Origin of the sequence: Olivibacter sp. LS-1 (assembly GCF_008245145.1) — a bacterium.
Lineage (GTDB): Bacteria > Bacteroidota > Bacteroidia > Sphingobacteriales > Sphingobacteriaceae > Olivibacter > Olivibacter oleidegradans.
Genome location: NZ_CP041643.1, coordinates 2684237 through 2701742, shown reverse-complemented (window position 1 = coordinate 2701742; position 17506 = coordinate 2684237). Strand labels below are relative to the sequence as shown.

Sequence of the window (17506 nt, the reverse complement as noted above, 5' to 3'; positions counted from 1 at the left end):
GTGAAGCTAAGCCCATTTGTAGGCAAAACAAGGGCTGAAAGGAAAAAGGTTATTTTGCCAAAAATCAGTCCACGACGTAATACCCAAACGAATGAAAGAAGAATTCAGCCCCCTTAAACTGGCCAAAAACACAGCAAATAGTCGCTTTGAACTTCTTGTAGAAAATCAAACAGCTTTCATTGACTACAAGGAGCGTAATAAAAAAATCTACTTAATACATACTGAAGTGCCTTCAGCGTTGGAAGGAAAGGGCGTTTCTTCAGCGCTTATAGAAAAAACGCTCACTTACATAGAGCAATATGGTTATAAATTAGTGGCTCTATGCCCCGCAGTAGTTGCATTCATAAGAAGGCACCCGGAATGGAAACGTTTACTTGATCTGGAACAAAGCGACATCGTTTAACGGCTCCTTACGAATTATTATTTTTCTTTCTATCGGTCGGCTTCAACGGATCCGGTAAATAACGCAATAGCAGGAAAGATGCTATGGCCAGCAAAAGCGAACCAACGAAGGTGGTAATGGCAAAGTAGATATTATCTTGAAGCGCATTATTAAGCGCACCGAATAGAAACCAAATCTGTATGCTTACAAAAAGAACCAATAGTAAGATGATCCCTAGCATTAAGGTGTTCGTTTTATTAGGATGCGCCTCGTTCTGTGAAGTTCTAAAATCACTCATATTTATTAAATTAACTAGCATCTTGTTTCACATACACCTTTCCGTCTCGCACTAACACTTCTAACTGGGGAAGTGGCCTTGGTGGCGGCCCTTGCAGTACTTCTCCGGTATCACCACTGAAAAAGCCATGATGGCAGGGGCATTCGATCTTCTGTAAGTCGTCTCTATAACGCACTGCACAAGTAAGATGGGTGCATTTCTGCTCAAAAGCTCTCCACTCACCCTCTGCCAAGTGAATCAGTATATAGGGAACGACACGGCTCCCTTCAATTTCAAACTGAAACATTTTCCCCAATGGTACATCTTCTTCCCGGCAAACTAAATGCTCACCTTCCAGGGGTTTGGACGGAAAAAGCAAAGATCGTATAACAATGATGCCATTAGCCAAAGCAAGTGTGCCCGAAAATAAGGCTAAAAATTTCGCGAATTCCCGACGACTTACATGTGTCGCCTTTTTTTGTTGAATTGGAAAATCCCTTTTCCAATTGGGCATATTTCCGGAGTCATGAAGTGTGTTTTTTTGCGTCATAGTTATTTGATCAACTAACTACCAATTGAGTGGTTCCTTTCGGCATCATCACGAACACCTTTGTGGTTACTTCTTGATTTCCAAATTTAAAGGAGTTCACCGGTACACTATTAGGTCTCATCCGTTCAATCTCTTCTCGTGTGCCATAGAAAAGTGCTTGACTAGGACAAACTGTTGCACACATCGGCTTTTTACCTGCACTGGTTCGATCATAACACATGTTACATTTCATCATTAACTCAGCCTCCTCCATCTTTTTGGGAACACCGAAGGGACAGGCCAGTACACAATTCGAGCATCCGATACACCTTGGGGTATTTGCCGAATGAACAACGCCAAAGTCATCTTGATGAATGGCATCCGCTGGACAAACATTAGCGCAGGCTGGATTTTCACAGTGCATGCAAACCTGCACCGTGGTCTGTACACTTACTGCTCGATCGACGTAATTGACATGAATCATACTCTCCTGTCCGTTGGTTTCACATTCTGCACAAGCCATTTCGCAAGCATGGCAGCCAATACAGCGTTGCATATCTACAAAGAACGCCATATCCATATTGTAATTTGTTTCCGGCATAATATTCAGTTTATTGACCTTTAATTGTTAACATCATAAATGACTCTGATAAGCCGTTTCTTTTACTTTTTCAGATGCTACCTCACCGGTTGGAATAAGCTGACAGGCACAAACCTTAAACTCCGGTATCTTCGAAATGGGGTCAAGATTTCCAATCGTTAGCTGATTTGCAGCGTGCTTGCCTCCCCAATGGTAGGGAATAAATACAGTATCTTTCCGAATCGTCTCTACCACTTGAGCCGGAAATTCGGCCTCACCCCTTCGTGTTTTTACGCGAATAATATCTCCACTCCTAATATTATAGCGGCGCGCCAGTTCGGGATGTATTTCCAAAAGTGGCTCGGGATATTGATCTACCAACTTCCCGATCCGTCGAGTAGAGGTACCGCTTAAGTATTGCGACACCACCCGACCGGTTGTCAACACCACCGGGTAATCCGTATCGATCACTTCTGATGGCGGTTTAAAACTAACTGCATTGAAATGGGCCTTTCCGTCCGGTGTTTTAAATTTCCTATCTTCCCATAATCTTGGTGTTCCCGGATGGTCTAATGAAGGGCATGGCCAAAATACCCCCATGTTATTCACTACTTTCTCGTAAGTAATGCCAAAATAGTCAGCAGTCCCTCCCTTTGAAGCCAATCTTAATTCATTAAAAATTGCCTCACTGGAGTCAAAACTAAATTTATCTCCTTCATTCAGTCTCCCCGCTAATTCCATTAAAATCTCGCCATCTTTTCTAGCATTTTTTGGAGGAGTCACCGCTGCATTAATCTTTACCACCCGTCCTTCCGCAGTTGTAACGGTTCCTTCTTCTTCTTCATGCAGAGACCCCGCCATAATAATATCGGCATATCGGGCTGTTTCACTCAGAAAACTATCGATACACATATAGAACTCCAGTTTCTCCAAAGCTTCTCGCACGTAATTATTATTAGGCAACGACACCAATGGATTAAAACAAATAGAAATCAGTCCCTTAATTTCGCCACGATGAATAGCTTCTATTTGCTCATAGGCGGTTAACCCCTTACCAGGCAACTCCTGTTCGCTGATTCCCCACACGTCAGCGATGTATTGACGATGTTCCGGGTTGGTAATATCACGGTTGCCTGGCAGCTGATCACATTTGTGTCCGTGTTCCCGTCCACCTTGACCGTTACCCTGGCCAGTAATCGTGCCATAACCGCAATAAGGCTTACCTATACGTCCCGTTGCCAATACCAGGTTAATACAACTCAATACATTATCTACCCCCTTTGTGTGATGTTCAATTCCGCGAGCATGAAGCAAAAAGCTAGTCTTCGCCTTCCCCCAAAGGCGTGCCGCTTCAAAGATTTTCTCTTTAGCTACGCCCGTATACTTTTCCGCCCAGTCCAAGTCATAATCCCTTACGGCATTTATTGCTTCCTGAAAACCGCTTGTATAATTGGCAATAAATTCGTGATCGAGCCAATCATTGTCAACCAATATCTTAAGCATTGCTCCAAAAAGAGCAGAGTCTCCTCCTGGTATTACATTTAAATGTAAATCGGCCGTACGTGCCAAGGGTATAATACGCGGATCTACAACGATCAATTTGGCACCATTATCCCGCGCACGCCAAATATAATGGGTCAATGTAGGAAAGGTTTCGCTGATATTGGCCCCCGCCACAATGATAACTTCCGCATGTGCTAGGTCAGCCCAGCTATTGGAGCTTCGATCCAATCCGAACGCTTTCTTATTGCCGGCTCCCGCGCTCACCATACAAAGCCTACCGTTATAATCCAAATTAGCAGTTTTTAGAGCTACCCGGGCAAATTTGCCAATCATATAGCTTTTTTCGTTTGTCAGCGAAACACCGCTTAACATAGCGAATGCGTTGTTACCATAGGCTTCCTGTATGCGTTTGATTTCTCCCACGGTTTTATCCATCGCATAGTCCCAAGACACCTGTTGAAAGCCCTTTCCCTCCACTCGTTTTAAAGGGGCTAGTAATCTATCCGGATGGTTATTCTGAAGATAACGCTCTACCCCTTTTGGACACAAACGTCCTTCGTTAAACGGGAACTCCATCCAAGGTTCAAATCCAACTACTTTATTTTCTTTCACTTTTAATTGAATACCACATTGCATGCCGCAATAACAGCAATGGGTCTTCACCAGGCTGTCAGGCTCGTGAGAGCCGTAAAAACCGGCTTGGGGAGCATATGCTTTGTGCGGGCCGAATTGGGCGATTATCTCATCAATTGTTGTAGGGAGTGTTGCCATTTACCTTATCTCTTAATTAACCAAAGAAGCTTCCTGATTCCTTTCTCACTTGAAAATGCGCTCTTGCTAAAGCGGCGCGTTTACCTTCAGGACTCAAATCAAGATGACTTGAACCATCGGGCTTGCTGAAGTCAAATCCGAGCTCTTGTGTTACCTTTTTCAAATCTTCGATATGTGTTTTCGATGCGAATTCTTTTTTAGTATGTGGGCATACAGCCATTCCTCGCCGCCTCCCTTCAATTTTATATAAGTTAGCGCCCAATTGCGCGAAACGCTGATAAATGTGAAAGAATTTTCCAAAAGGTAGCCACAGCAAAAATAATATGACCGTTATCGCATGTGTAACGGCCATAAACTGGTATGTTTTACCCTCTAAAAACGTATAATCATAAGAAATTCCTAATCCCGTAACCGAAATGGCGATCAACAAAATCAACGGCAATAAATCATCATCAAAAGTTTGCGTAGCAATTAATCCACCATTTGTAAATCGGCGCTTCATCATAATCACTGCACCAATAGTAACCAAGACAGAGCACCACACCAAACAGTGAAAGGCGATAAAAGCTAAAGGAGATCCCAGGCTGAACGTTCCTGCCTCAAAACCGAACAGCATCGCATGATAGGTCGTGTCATCGCCTGGCTTTAGTTCAAAATGTATCCACCCAAAGGTAAGTGGTATTGTAATGGCAAAGGCCATCAAACAGCCACTCGACAGTAGAAAATGACCAAACCATCTAGTTTTACTCCGATAAGCTATAAATCGTTGAAAAAGAATATTTCGAAAAAACAATCGGATGGAGTTCCATAAGTAAGGAAAAAAATGTACGCTGAAGAGAAATCCAACACTTCTACGCCAATAAAGTTTTGTAGGTGGCCGCTGAGTCCAGACCGCATACCGATAGGTCGTTCCAAAAACAGCAAAGATGGTACCCGTTAAATAAGCTATTAGTGCCGGATCAAAATTTTGAAGCTTGCGCGACCCGACCCAAACGAAAACGATCACTAAAATCGTCATTAATAACGCTTTAACAAAAGCACGACGATTTAAGGTTTGGAAGAGTTTATACATAATTTAAGTAAATATGAAATGATTCGCTTCACTCAAACGTCACCTCCCGTTTAACAATCCTTTCCGGTAATTGTTTGCTTTGTGACTGATTTAAACCACTTTATGTTTGTGTTTCTTTTTGAACAAGAGACAATAGATACCTGATAAATCCTAATGCGACGGCAACCCAAGCAAATAATGCTACATATATAAAGGCAGCTGGAATGAATTTAAGAAATGTAATAGATAAGGCCTCACTTAATCGATACGTACAAACCGTATACATACCCAATGGAAAAACCATAGCCCAATAGGTAGGATCATAACCCTTTGCACTGGTCGGAACGGGCACGCGCTTGATCGCATGTCGCCAAAAACCCAATAACAATAATAAGGGTATCCACCAAGTACCTGCAGCCCAATAGAATAACGTAAAGCCTTTTAAAAAGGGAAGAATCTGAGACAGAAAGGCAAAATCACCTGCGTGCAGAATAAGCATGGATCCTGCCAGCGTCGAAATGGCTGTTGCCCCCATGTTGATCCAGTATGGAGCACCAAATTCAGTGGCATGTAAAGAAAAGAAAGACAGACGATATATAATGAGAGACATGATGTAGAGATAAAAGACACATCCCAACAAAAAGAAACATAAAGCTATAAACAAACCAACATAGCTTAGTTCTCCTAATTCCTTGGCAATAAAAGAAATAAGTACGGATAAGGCTTGTATAGCCACAATGAATACGAGCCATGTACCATTAATTCCTTCTTTTAGCGGCTTTTTCTCTTCCGTTACTGTTATATGGAAAAAGAACCCATAACCTATCAATAGCCAAATGAGTAAGGCCAATAAAAGTACTATGCCAGCGAGCGTAAAAGCTTGATAAAACAAGATAAGCTGATTTCCCATAATACACAAGGCTGCTATGATAGTAAAAAAGCCGGGGCCTCTTTGATAGCTCTTAAAGTCTTGCCACACTTCAGCACGATAATATAGAATCCGATAAATGAATAACCAAAATAAAGCGAAAAAAAAACAAATGTTGAAATAGAATAGTAACCAAGCTAAGACGCCGAAACCAACTAAAAGCGAAGCAATTGAAATGATACCCGTCGCCATAACCATTGCAAAATAGCCTGGCAATAAATTTCTAATCTTTTGCTTAATCAAGCTTTCTATCATAATCGGTATGTGGTTTAGATCGTAACTTATATATCACAATCTATTTATTCATAATTAGATAGCAATTTACCATTTTTATGCGGCAAACCTATTCCAGCTATCAAATTTAATAAATAAATGTTTTAGTTACTTTACCGTATATATGATAAAGGCAATGTTACGGCTCTCTCCGTGGGAGAACACAGAGGTTAAGCTATTTATATAACAAATTGTGTATTTATGTTTTGAAGAGCCTCGGGAAGCTGAGCAAAATCGGTAATTTGCACATCAGCAAACTCATTTCCAACAACCGAGAGGTCCTCTTGAATGCCGTCGACATTAAGCCAAATGGTTTTACAGCCAACTTCCTTAGCAGGAATAATATCCTTTTTGAAAGAATCGCCTATAACAACACATTCTGCTGAATTTAAACCGATTCGGTCCACTCCGAGCTGATAAATCGCCGGATTAGGTTTGCGTACCCCAACTATAGCTGATTCCACAATGTCACTAAAATAGTCAGCTAACCCAAAATCGGCCAATACCGACTGGATGTTTCCATAAAAGTTAGACACCAACACCATCGGATATGTTTCAGCTAATAAGTCGAGTGTTCTCTTAGCCTCTGTTACCGTCGTAAGAACTAACTTCATGCAGTGGCTAACGATTTTTTCTATTTTTGAGTACTCACCCTCTGCCAATTTAAGGTAAGAAAATTGTTGCTGAGTTTTTAAATGTAACACCTCACTGAAAATATGGTGCGGCTTAATAATCGGATGAATAGCCAACGATTTTTCGCCAAAGGTATAAGCCTCCATAAATTGTTCAAAGCTTGTTTCAACACCCGCGGCCTGATACGCCCCCCAAATCACATTTGCCCAATGCCGACCGTTCGTATCGATTGTTCCACCGTAATCAAATAATAAGCCTTTAATCATATTTACTGAATATTGATGTTATTGTTAATCTCTTCCAATGTTTCGTTCGCTTCGGTGTTGGTTTTAGATATACGCATGAGTGCCAATCCGATAATAATCCAAACGACTTCGCGGATACGCATAATAATACCAATGAAAATCCCGGCCGATGCAGGCATCCCCACACTTTTCAGTGCTAAGGCCAGCCCTCCCTCTCTAGTACCCAATTGCATCGGAAAGAAGAAGATAAGGTTGGCAAATAAAGATGAACCTGAACTAATAATAAGGGACTGCACTATACTCATATTCAAGCCTATCGCTTTCGCTGTACAAAAAATCTCGAGACAACCGACTACTCTGGCGATAAATTCAAAGGCTAATGATTTGAAAAAACGTTCTCTTCTCTGTGCGTATAATTCTGTAATCTGGTTATCAATTTCTTTAAGGCTATCGTGTTTTTCGGCAACAAAGTCGCCCACCTTACGCTTCAAGCCAGGGACTTTGGCTAATACCTTAAAAGTACTTAAGGTAAATCCTTTTTTATAAACCCGTCCGAACCAATAACACAAAACAACGCCCGTGATGAACATGACGGAACATCCGATTACCATAATGGCATTGATAGGAACATAAATCAGGATTAATATAATGGACGCCAGCCAGAACAACACATGAGAGAACATGTGCATTAAACTATATAACAAAACAGACGAGCTCGCTTTTTGAATTCCCAGTCGCGGTTTCAATTCCATAATACGATAAGGTTCACCACCCAACGCAACAAAAGGTGTAATATAGTTAATGGCATAGCCACTAATTGTCAGCTTTAGTACTGATGCAAAGGAAAGATTACTTGCCGGGATTCGGGGTTCTTGAATAATCGCTTTAAAAGCGATGGCATTCAATATGTATATAAGAAGCCAACTACCGATGACGGGTAAAAACCACCAGCCTGTCTTTTTTATATTATCCCAAATGACATCCACCCCCAGTGCGTATACCATGTAGCATAGGGTTGCAATACCTATAACAAAGAAAAGTATCTTGTAAACTTTGCTAGCCATTTACGCTTTATATTCATTAATGCGCTCATAAAAATGTGCACTTACTTTTTCCTGCCGGTTGCACATATAGATCAAAATAGGATTCAGGACAAACAAATCGAAAAAGAAGTAAATCCAAGCATAATCAATAAAGAGCCACAAGAAAAGAAAAATAACACGGGTATTGAATTGTACAATGTTCGTGTACTTCATCAGTGGCTTATTCATTTGCCGAAAATCATGAATTAGTTTTGCAGGTAAGCCCTCTTTAAAGTCGCTACGGATAATACCTAACAGCTTTTGTAAGTTGGGAGAGAAACGTTCCTGCATTTTGGTATAGTTCAAATACCCTCTGGAAACAAACTTAGTCCATGCCTGTTTAGACCAGCTCATCTGATCATACTCTTCCTGCAAATCTTTGCTGTTATCTAATTCACTTCCGTTAGTCCCTTTTATAAAAAAAAGATGCACATTTCTATAATAATCTGCCATGGCCGATTGAACCAAGTGAGATACACCCGCGAGGATACCGAAAATCCAAACAGCAGCAGACCAACCTTCATTCATAGCCCGGAGGCATATCGCGATATGGATAGAAGCAAACCAGAAATCGCCTGCGAAACCGTCAAGAATCCTGCCAAATCTACTCTTATTGTTCGTGAGACGCGCCAACTGTCCGTCGGCGCTATCCAGTGAGTTTGCGAACATTAAAAGTAACATGCCAACCACATTAATAGTTAGCGAAGGATAATAGAAAAGGATACCCGCCGCTACCCCAAAAAAGATACTGATAATAGTTACAGCATTTGGTGTTAAACCTACTTTTTGGCAGAAAAAAGCGATTTGAAGTCCTATAGGCCGATAAAAATAGATATCTATTTTTTCTTCGGTATCATTAGATTTTAATGAACTCTCAAAAATGTCTTTATTCTCTTGCTTTTTATTTTTCACTTGCAATGATTCCATCTAACTGTTTCTGGAAGATATTTGTTAAAAGTTGGGCTATAGCAGACGCAGCCTGTTCCCGGCAAGGAGCAAAACTGGGCCAATCATTTAAATCGATGACTATGATATTTCCCTGTGGATCAATGATTGCATCTCCACCAAAGATGTGTACATTAAGAACGGCCGCTGCATCCAGCGCTATTTGTTTCAACTTATTCTCATCAAAGGGGTTATATACCAGTTTACTATTTATCTGTTCGTAATGCGCGTATTTATGGTGATTATGTTCATAGGGGTAAAACCAAAAGAAAAAGTCGGTTCCTCTAACGCCATAAAATTTCACTAAATCACCGGCCAAATGTTTCGAGATAACAGCATCGGGAATTCCTCTTAATGCATATTCCCTCAAAATTTCCAAACCTTCTTCCCTTGAGGAAACAAAAGTAACATCTTCTTTATGGATGGCATGAAAATCGCCACGTTTGATCCAGACCCCCGGTTGTGGGAACTCGTTAAATAAGCGCTCATCGCGACAATCAGTCGACACAATAATACTCTTCGGGTAGGGAATCTTATTTTCTAACAGTAGGTTAGTCATATTCGTCCGAAAACAATGCTCCACTCCAAAAGCTGAATTGACTACACAAGCTCCTTTCTCTTCTAAATCTTGTAGCTTCTTTACAACAGCTTTCTCACGAGCCATCGAAACGATATATGTATCAGCAGCAATCGTCTCATCCTGAAGAAACTCTTCCTCGGTGTAGATATGAACATCGTATCCTTCTTTTTTTAATGCCTCTACACTTAACAAAAAAATAGCTTCGTCATTTCCTATGTGGTTTGGAGAAAAGGTCCTTCCTCGTCGAACGCCTAATATTTTAATATTTTTCACTTCTTATTTATTGAGATATTTTTAATCATTTAACCATGTTTCAGCCAATTGTAAATCCGCTAAATGATCAATATCTATTATTTTATCAAAGGTAAATGCCTTCACGTTTAAGTGCTCTTCTAATAGTAGGCGCTGAAAATTGCGCATACGTTCAATATTATTGTCAATTGCCTTAGGCACACAAGCTAAAGCCTTTCGCCGCAAGGCATAAATCCCGCCAGATACAAGTATCTTCGTGCTGTCCTCGTTTTTGTCAGTAAAGGCCATTACATCACCACTTGCATTCGTTCTCACATATAAAGGACTCTCATCCTCTACAAATGGGGTAACTGCCATTAAAGCATCCAATGAGGTATTGCGCCTAAATTCCTCTAAATAAGCGCCAAATTCTTCCTCTTTAAAGATCGTATCTACCGTAGTTGCGCATAACTCTTCTATATTCGGTACTTCCTTTAGTAATTCGTAAAAGCTGTGCAGCGAGCTTGGCGTGCTTTTCTGCACAACCCGTATTTGCGTATTCTCGCGATTTGAATGCAACGATTCAGCCAGCTCCGTTGATTCTTCGTTAACGATGATATGGATTGTATCGGCGCCATGAGCTACAAAAGTAGTGATCAAGCGCTCTATCAAGGGTATGCCATTTAACCTAGCCAAAGGCTTTGGATAAGGATAACCGCTTTTCGCTAAACGAGAGCCCTCACCTGCAGCAATTATTGCAAAATCCATATGTTCTTATTATTTTTTAGCGCACAAACTTAGATAAACTTTCGTTTAATTGAAAACTTAGCCACGCATCCGTTTTAAGATTTATTTTTCCGATTAAGCACAAAAAACATGATCATCACCATAAACCGAATCGCAAAACTTGCCGCAAAGCATTCAGCACTACACATTCACCTAAATAATAACAGCTCAACTACGTTTATGTCGACTCTTTTTTATTTTTCACAATAAAAGTCAAGCAGTCAAATTCCTTATTTTTTTACATAAAAAAAACAAAGAACTGTAGCGCCTACGCTTATCAAAATTTCAGGATATCAAGTTTTGCTTTCTCCCAATTTGTTTCTAACGCAAGCAGCGCTGCTTTATCGTTTATATTTTGAAAACACCCACTCATGTGTCCAGGAAAAGTTTTACATAGGGTTGTTTTATTATTTAGGATGAAATCGGTCATCTTCAATTGATCCGCCATAACATGTTCTCTGACCGCAGTTTTTAAACTACTCGGATATAATGAAAATAAGGGATTGGGTTTATTATTAATCATGGAAACAATTAAATGCTCACGATCAATGGATGAGATTAAGTATGCTATTGCTTCAACTGATATAAGCGGCATATCGCACCCTACTAAAAGTACCAAATCTGCCGAGGTATTCTCCAAAGCGGTTAGCAAACCACCCATCGGCCCCTTATTAATGACCACGTCACCATATACAGGAAGGCTGAAATTTCGATAAGCAGCATGATTAGCGATTAACTTTACCGATAGCCTTGCTTTTTGCAGCGTTTGGATAATATAGGACACCATAGCTTTGCCATTCAGCGGTATCAACCCCTTATCTTCTCCCATTCTGGAGCTCTGCCCGCCCGCTAATACGAAAGCATCTATGGTAACATGTTTAGGTAAATTAGAAGTCATTTGTCATGCTCGAGGGTCAAATATATTAGGATCTATATGGTAGTTCTTTAAAAAATTCTTCAACAAATTCTAAAACTTTCACTAATTTAGGAAAAAAACCACTGAAACTTGCATGAATTTTTCGCTCCGCATCCAACTGTCCTTTATGATGTTTTTAGAGTATTTCATCAAAGGCGCTTGGTTTGTCACATTAGGCACTTACCTAACAAGCAACTTAAAAGCCACCGGGTTTGAAATGGCCAATATATTTTCCACACACTCGTTAGGTGCCGTTATTGCCCCCTTCTTTATCGGACTGATTGCCGATAAGTATTTTCGAGCGGAGCGACTGCTCGGTATATTGCACTTTTTTGGGGCCTTTTTGTTATTTTTAATGTACCAAGCCACTCAAGCAAGTGATTTTTATCCTTATGTTTTGGCTTATTTTATTGCTTATATGTCTTCGCTAGCACTCAGCAATGCCATTTCCTTTAGGCATTTACCCAATCCACGCCAACAATTTCCTTCAATCCGCGTATGGGGAACTATTGGGTGGATTATTGCGGGGATAACCATCAGTTATATTTTCCATTGGGATAAAAGTGAGGCTATTGCCTCAGGCGCCCTTAAATACACCTTTCTTTTAGGCTGTTTCTCATCCCTACTCCTGGGCTTATTTAGTTTTACCTTACCGGCTACGCCGCCTGTTAAGACTGAAAAAAACAAGAGCATGGCATCACTTTTAGGTTTAGATGCGCTACAGTTGCTAAAACAGAAAGATTTTTTAATTTTCTTTACTTCAGCCATCCTCATTTGTATACCGCTAGCTTTTTACTACCAGAATGCTAATCCCTTTTTAACCGCTATCGGTCTACCGAATCCAACCGCCAAAATGGCTTTAGGACAATTTTCAGAAGCTATTTGCTTATTATTTATCCCTTTCTTTTTTTCCAGATTAGGTTATAAAAAAACAATCCTTATAGGTATTGCGGCATGGATTATACGCTACCTCCTCTTCGCTTATGGAAACGCTGATAATTTATCCTTCATGTTGATAACGGCTATTTTATTGCATGGAGTCTGTTATGATTTTTTATTTGTTGTTGGACAAATTTATACCGATACCATTGCCGGTGATCGCTTTAAATCATCTGCCCAAGGGCTGGTTACCATCGCTATGTACGGTGTGGGTATGCTAATCGGTTTTTGGGTTGCAGGATATATTACCGAATATTTGAAAGAACAACAAGTGGTTAATTTTTGGAAGCAATTATGGATTTCTCCCGCAATCATTGCTTCGCTCGTATTCGTTTTATTTCTTTTCCTTTTTAAAGATCAAAAGATTAAAGACAAGCGATGAACACCGGTAAACACTGATGCTCATCGTTTGGTAAAGGCGTTCAGCCAGGTTACAATATCCGTATCATCAACTGAAAAAATTGCGACCAATAGTACAATAATGAAAGAAAACAGTAAAATGCTTGAAAAATCAAGTGTACTTTGTTTTTCAATGAATGTAATTCCATGCCTAGGTCTTCGTTTACTGTTTCGTTGATTATGGTTTATCCTTCTACTGTGCATAATAGGTTTTTTAATCTGACAAACTAAATTACCAAATTATTGGACTGAAAAATCCATTGGAACGCGAATGATACGCTTTTGTCGCATTTGCTCACTATTACACAATGAAGAGCGAGTTGACCCGCTCTTCTAAAACCATTTATTGCACTAATTGCTTTTACAATCAGAAGGTATAACCAATTGACACCAAATGATTCCGAGGTGCTCCAGGAAAAAGTCGATTGAAGTCGAAACCACCCACCCAATACGTTTTATCGAGAAGATTATTAAAATTCGCTTGTATTTTGAATTTATCAATACGGTAGTACAACGCAGCGTTAACAACCCAGTAAGAGGGTAACTGCAAGATATCACTGTTTGTATTTCTACGCGTCGCATAATTTGCGCCAAGAGCTACACCGATTCCATTGAGCGCACCCCTCATAAAATTATACTTCATCCAAATATTTCCCTGGCTCTTCGGCGCATTCGGCATCATTTCACCAATCTCACTCACATCATCACTCTCGGTTATCTTTGCTATGTTATAGGAGAAATTACCGGTTATACTAAAGTTAGACGTTATGCTTCCATACGCTTCCACCTCCACCCCCTTGGCTTGCTGTTGCCCTATTTGCCGAAGTAGGTCCGGATTTCCCTCCGCTCCTGCATTAACTAAGATATTGTTTTGTTCAATGCGATAGACCGCCGTAGTAACTGATAGACCTTTATGAAAGAATTCCATTTTTGCACCAGCTTCTACCATATTACTGATCAGTGGGTCAAACGGACCACCGTAAGTCTCCGGATCGCCTATAGTACTGGCTGTTTGGGGTTGATAACCCTCCGTATAGGTTGCATAAAAGCTCACAGGTTCGATTGGTGTATACACGATGCCAAGCCTTGGAATGAAGGCCTTCTGTTGCACATGCCTTTCATCAGCCTTTGTATAATTGAGTATATCTGTATAGAATTCCTGTCTAAAGCCCAATAAAATTTGCAACCTATTCCATTTCAATTGTTCTTGTACATATACCCCGTTTACGAAATACTTAGTCGGCGTTTCCTCTCGCGGTACATTCATATATTGCGAAATCTCTGAAATAGAATAATCCGGATCTGCTAAATCGAAATAAGGCACATTAGGCACCGGAATCCCATTTGCAAACTGATATCGTTCCGGATGCTGCGGATCATAAGTACTATAGGTTCGCGTTCCATCGCTGCTTAAAAAGCCACTGGCATTATAGGTAGAGTTACCTTTTGGAAAGGTTTCCTCGATATGATCATAACCGATCAGGAGTTTATGTTCAAAAGGCCCGGTGTTGAAATCAAAATTAAAATAAGTGCTCAGATTATCAATATAATTTTTCCGCAGACGTCGTATCGTTTGCATGCCCATTAATGTAGGGATTTGATTTCCCAATGAATCTACTGCATATTGATTCGATGTACGATGTTCCAATAAGTCTTCATCATAAAAAGATTTAAGATAAGATGCGTTAAAAGTGATATGGTCAGAAAACCGATGTTGTAACGAAATGGTTGAAAATAGATTCAACTCATTTTGGTAATCATTTTTCCGTCCAATGGCAAAGGATATCGGTGTCGAATACAGATCCGTACCGGAAGAGGCCCCAAAAATCGGTTGCCCTCGATCGAGTCGACCTTTATTATATTGATATACCAAATCGAAGTTAACACGTGTTCGATCGTTTGGTATAAACGAAAAAGAAGGGGCCAATACCAGTGCTGAACCATCTTGCAGTATACGAAAGGATTCCGCATTCTGATAAGCCAAGTTAAGCCGATACAATAGCGTTTTACTATCGTTCATCGGACCTGTAAAATCCATCGTGGTTCGATAAGTGTTATAACTCCCGGTTGTAAAATTGATTGATTTACGCGCCTCATCTAAGGGTTTTTTAGTGACCGTGTTAATAGTACCTCCCGGATCGGTATTGGCAAAAAGTGCAGAAGCAGGTCCTTTAATTACTTCAATGCGCTCGACATAAGGTAGCAGGTTCTGGGCCCAACCACGGGTTGAAATACGCAGGCCGTTTATTAGGGTGTTACTTGCACGGAAGCCCCTCAATACAAAATCATTATTATTATACGAATACTGGTTCACACCGCTCACATTCTTGATAGCATCACTGGTTTTAAAGGCCAGCTGATCGTCCAAGGTTTCTTTGGTTACATAACTGATGGATTGCGGAGTCTCCTTAATGGGAGTCGCTGTTTTCGTTCCGCTAAAACTATTGGTGTTTTTGTACCCGCTTTCTTTGCGCCCTATCACCTCTACCGATTGCAATGCTTCTTGACTTGATTCAAGTACTATATCCAATGAAAGGCCTTCCCCCTCTTTAACAGACACTTTTGCTTGATAATGTTTGTAGCCAACAAAACTTAGGTGCAATATATATTCGCCAGGTCTTGCCATGAATTGAAAGTATCCTTCACTATCCGTTTTAGTTAACGTCATCTTATCGTTTAGCCAAACGGTCACACCCGCCAATGAATTACCATTGGGATCTTTTACAACACCTTGAAGTTTGTTTTGCGTATGATTGGATTGGGCCCTAGTGCTAAGGGACAAAGAAAGGAAACTGAATAAAAGGAAAAGTTGATATTTCATTTGATATTATTTAAACTAATTCTAAAGAGAGGCAAATATAAAAATATCTTCCTCTTATTTAGAATCAATAAAAATAAATCTTTGGGATTTCCGCCGAAGGTCAGAACAGTCGGGTCATTTTTGCGGATATTTCTTTTTCAAATCACGCATCAGTTTCTTCACCACAGCCTTTCCTGCATTGAAGCCATTCATTCCATTAGGACTGGCTTTATAGGTAGTGGATTCCCAAAGTACCTCTCCTTTTTGGTCAATTATTTTTGCACTCAATGCGTATGATGTACCTCCCCATGAAGTTGCTGTGATTCCCTTAGAAGCTTCTATATGAACGCGCATCTGCAAATCCGACTGTTCCGGTGCAGAGACCAGATGCCAGTAATTCCATTCTTTCAATCGCTCCGACAATTCGTCGGCTGTTTTTAGCACTTGCTCATTTTTGGAATTTACTTCAATGAACATGTTTTCTTTTTGTTCCTGCACTTCATTTCCTTGTGCAAATAAGAATCCCGCAATGAGCAGAAAACACAAACTGCTTAATATTAATTTCATATGTTTTATTATTGATAGAGTTTTCGCTAAGCTAAAATCTTATCCGTTGTTTTTCAATCGCAGAAAACCATTAATTTTTAATCAGGCAGGTTAGATTTATCCGACGCTATCAATATCAATTTTCCGCTAAAACAATTTATTGTAGCGAAAGTCAGTATATAAACGTTAAAAGGTCGACAAGGATTATTCAGATGTTATCAATCAACCTGAACAATACCAAGGAAAAAATTAACGTATATACAAATGAAACACACAAACAAAATTCTATTTCTACTTTTTGGGGTGCTAATTGCTTTTTCAGCCTGTAATAAAACTGATTTCGATGAAATAAGAAGGGAACAGGAAAGACAGGATTCCATCCGACAAGCACGCATACGGAAAGTACTTGCCGAACAAGAACCGATCTTGAGAGCCTATGTTCAAGACCCTGACAATGGATGGACCAATCCAAGGCGTAGTGATAGTACGGGTATTTGGTACGAGGTATTGGAGCCAGGTCAATCTGATTCTTATACCTACAAATTGAATTCAATAGGTCAAATTGTAGCGCCTACTATTGAAGTAAAGTACAAAGGGCAGTTACTGAATGGAACTGTATTTGATCAAACAAGTGATTCTTTAGCCAACAAAAAAACGTTTAAAACCAATTTAGGTTCTAACATTATCCCTGCCTGGGTATATGCTTTCATACCAAGCTCATTTACTTATAATGGTCAGAACATGCCGACCTTTGGATTGACAAGCTCAGGATTGAAAAAAGGATCTAAGATCCGTTTTGTAACCCCATCACCTTGGGGCTACGATGATAAAGCTAATGAAAAAATACCCGCCAACTCTCCACTAGTATTTGAAATAGAAGTTGTTGACATTAACGACAATCTATAGCATTTCGTCACACAACAACAATTCGCAGGGCCTGGAATTTAGAACATAAATTTCAGGCCCTGTCATTACTAAGCCTTTCTGCCTCGCAATCGTATTTTAATTTGTAGGTGTTTAGCCCCATCCATCTGGGGCTCAAACCGTATCAACAGCGAATCAGATGGGACTTCTATCCGACCGCGAACCCTTTAAACTCCTAGGTGATTC

Annotated in this window: 17 protein-coding genes; 3 read left to right on the top strand and 14 right to left on the bottom strand. The window is 40.1% G+C overall.

All coding sequences use genetic code 11. The features are described 5' to 3' along the window. The first annotated feature begins 91 nt into the window (after positions 1-91). The gene (locus tag FKG96_RS10885; protein WP_013665967.1) at positions 92-403 is read left to right on the top strand and encodes a GNAT family N-acetyltransferase; all 312 of its coding nucleotides are present in this window, start codon (positions 92-94) and stop codon (positions 401-403) included. A 7-nt stretch (positions 404-410) separates the two neighbouring features. Here the strand turns inward: FKG96_RS10885 and FKG96_RS10880 are convergent, their stop codons facing one another. From FKG96_RS10880 to FKG96_RS10825, 12 genes are all read right to left on the bottom strand, one after another. Continuing rightward, entirely contained in the window at positions 411-680 is a 270-nt protein-coding gene (locus tag FKG96_RS10880) for a hypothetical protein (RefSeq protein WP_130857200.1), read from the bottom strand. Positions 681-690: 10 nt separating this feature from the next. Further along, positions 691-1209 (bottom strand): ubiquinol-cytochrome c reductase iron-sulfur subunit, encoded by a 519-nt coding sequence (locus FKG96_RS10875; RefSeq protein WP_130857199.1) that lies wholly within the window; start codon positions 1207-1209, stop codon positions 691-693. Positions 1210-1219: 10 nt separating this feature from the next. Continuing rightward, positions 1220-1762 carry a 4Fe-4S dicluster domain-containing protein gene (locus FKG96_RS10870; RefSeq protein ID WP_246860270.1) on the bottom strand — a complete coding sequence of 181 codons (543 nt, stop codon included), beginning with the start codon at positions 1760-1762 and terminating at the stop codon, positions 1220-1222. Positions 1763-1822: 60 nt separating this feature from the next. Next, positions 1823-4042 carry a molybdopterin oxidoreductase family protein gene (locus FKG96_RS10865; protein WP_149105529.1) on the bottom strand — a complete coding sequence of 740 codons (2220 nt, stop codon included), beginning with the start codon at positions 4040-4042 and terminating at the stop codon, positions 1823-1825. A 16-nt stretch (positions 4043-4058) separates the two neighbouring features. Next, positions 4059-5114 carry an MFS transporter gene (locus FKG96_RS10860; RefSeq protein ID WP_130857196.1) on the bottom strand — a complete coding sequence of 352 codons (1056 nt, stop codon included), beginning with the start codon at positions 5112-5114 and terminating at the stop codon, positions 4059-4061. Between the two features lie 100 nt (positions 5115-5214). Beyond that, a complete protein-coding gene (locus FKG96_RS10855; RefSeq protein WP_130857195.1) occupies positions 5215-6276 on the bottom strand; it encodes a tellurite resistance/C4-dicarboxylate transporter family protein in 1062 nt (353 codons plus the stop codon). Positions 6277-6473: 197 nt separating this feature from the next. After that, positions 6474-7193 carry an HAD family hydrolase gene (locus tag FKG96_RS10850; protein WP_130857194.1) on the bottom strand — a complete coding sequence of 240 codons (720 nt, stop codon included), beginning with the start codon at positions 7191-7193 and terminating at the stop codon, positions 6474-6476. 2 nt (positions 7194-7195) lie between these two features. Further along, complete coding sequence (locus FKG96_RS10845; RefSeq protein WP_013665959.1) at positions 7196-8236, bottom strand: lysylphosphatidylglycerol synthase transmembrane domain-containing protein; 1041 nt, start codon at positions 8234-8236, stop codon at positions 7196-7198. Beyond that, a complete protein-coding gene (locus FKG96_RS10840; RefSeq protein ID WP_130857193.1) occupies positions 8237-9181 on the bottom strand; it encodes a CDP-alcohol phosphatidyltransferase family protein in 945 nt (314 codons plus the stop codon). After that, a complete protein-coding gene (locus FKG96_RS10835; protein WP_013665957.1) occupies positions 9156-10052 on the bottom strand; it encodes a hypothetical protein in 897 nt (298 codons plus the stop codon). The genes FKG96_RS10840 and FKG96_RS10835 overlap by 26 nt, the downstream gene beginning before the upstream one ends. A gap of 21 nt (positions 10053-10073) precedes the next feature. Then, entirely contained in the window at positions 10074-10778 is a 705-nt protein-coding gene (locus FKG96_RS10830) for an NDP-sugar synthase (protein WP_130857192.1), read from the bottom strand. Positions 10779-11073: 295 nt separating this feature from the next. Beyond that, the gene (locus FKG96_RS10825; protein WP_130857191.1) at positions 11074-11694 is read right to left on the bottom strand and encodes a molybdenum cofactor guanylyltransferase; all 621 of its coding nucleotides are present in this window, start codon (positions 11692-11694) and stop codon (positions 11074-11076) included. Between the two features lie 112 nt (positions 11695-11806). On the opposite strand from FKG96_RS10825, the gene FKG96_RS10820 reads away from it, so the two are divergent. Then, a complete protein-coding gene (locus FKG96_RS10820) occupies positions 11807-13033 on the top strand; it encodes an MFS transporter (RefSeq protein ID WP_013665954.1) in 1227 nt (408 codons plus the stop codon). A gap of 384 nt (positions 13034-13417) precedes the next feature. Here the strand turns inward: FKG96_RS10820 and FKG96_RS10815 are convergent, their stop codons facing one another. Both FKG96_RS10815 and FKG96_RS10810 read right to left on the bottom strand, forming a co-directional pair. After that, the gene (locus FKG96_RS10815) at positions 13418-15871 is read right to left on the bottom strand and encodes a TonB-dependent receptor (protein ID WP_130857190.1); all 2454 of its coding nucleotides are present in this window, start codon (positions 15869-15871) and stop codon (positions 13418-13420) included. A gap of 114 nt (positions 15872-15985) precedes the next feature. Then, positions 15986-16417, bottom strand: coding sequence for a hypothetical protein (locus FKG96_RS10810; RefSeq protein WP_130857189.1), 432 nt, complete (start codon positions 16415-16417; stop codon positions 15986-15988). Positions 16418-16660: 243 nt separating this feature from the next. Here FKG96_RS10810 and FKG96_RS10805 point away from each other — a divergent pair, with 243 nt between their 5' ends. Next, entirely contained in the window at positions 16661-17302 is a 642-nt protein-coding gene (locus FKG96_RS10805) for an FKBP-type peptidyl-prolyl cis-trans isomerase (RefSeq protein ID WP_130857188.1), read from the top strand. Positions 17303-17506 lie beyond the last annotated feature (204 nt).

Coding starts and splice junctions, on each gene's coding strand:
- FKG96_RS10885 (WP_013665967.1), top strand. CDS start 92: ATGAAAGAAGAATTCAGCCCCCTTAAACTGGCCAAAAACACAGCAAAT.
- FKG96_RS10880 (WP_130857200.1), bottom strand. CDS start 680: ATGAGTGATTTTAGAACTTCACAGAACGAGGCGCATCCTAATAAAACG.
- FKG96_RS10875 (WP_130857199.1), bottom strand. CDS start 1,209: ATGACGCAAAAAAACACACTTCATGACTCCGGAAATATGCCCAATTGG.
- FKG96_RS10870 (WP_246860270.1), bottom strand. CDS start 1,762: ATGGCGTTCTTTGTAGATATGCAACGCTGTATTGGCTGCCATGCTTGC.
- FKG96_RS10865 (WP_149105529.1), bottom strand. CDS start 4,042: ATGGCAACACTCCCTACAACAATTGATGAGATAATCGCCCAATTCGGC.
- FKG96_RS10860 (WP_130857196.1), bottom strand. CDS start 5,114: ATGTATAAACTCTTCCAAACCTTAAATCGTCGTGCTTTTGTTAAAGCG.
- FKG96_RS10855 (WP_130857195.1), bottom strand. CDS start 6,276: ATGATAGAAAGCTTGATTAAGCAAAAGATTAGAAATTTATTGCCAGGC.
- FKG96_RS10850 (WP_130857194.1), bottom strand. CDS start 7,193: ATGATTAAAGGCTTATTATTTGATTACGGTGGAACAATCGATACGAAC.
- FKG96_RS10845 (WP_013665959.1), bottom strand. CDS start 8,236: ATGGCTAGCAAAGTTTACAAGATACTTTTCTTTGTTATAGGTATTGCA.
- FKG96_RS10840 (WP_130857193.1), bottom strand. CDS start 9,181: ATGGAATCATTGCAAGTGAAAAATAAAAAGCAAGAGAATAAAGACATT.
- FKG96_RS10830 (WP_130857192.1), bottom strand. CDS start 10,778: ATGGATTTTGCAATAATTGCTGCAGGTGAGGGCTCTCGTTTAGCGAAA.
- FKG96_RS10825 (WP_130857191.1), bottom strand. CDS start 11,694: ATGACTTCTAATTTACCTAAACATGTTACCATAGATGCTTTCGTATTA.
- FKG96_RS10820 (WP_013665954.1), top strand. CDS start 11,807: ATGAATTTTTCGCTCCGCATCCAACTGTCCTTTATGATGTTTTTAGAG.
- FKG96_RS10815 (WP_130857190.1), bottom strand. CDS start 15,871: ATGAAATATCAACTTTTCCTTTTATTCAGTTTCCTTTCTTTGTCCCTT.
- FKG96_RS10810 (WP_130857189.1), bottom strand. CDS start 16,417: ATGAAATTAATATTAAGCAGTTTGTGTTTTCTGCTCATTGCGGGATTC.
- FKG96_RS10805 (WP_130857188.1), top strand. CDS start 16,661: ATGAAACACACAAACAAAATTCTATTTCTACTTTTTGGGGTGCTAATT.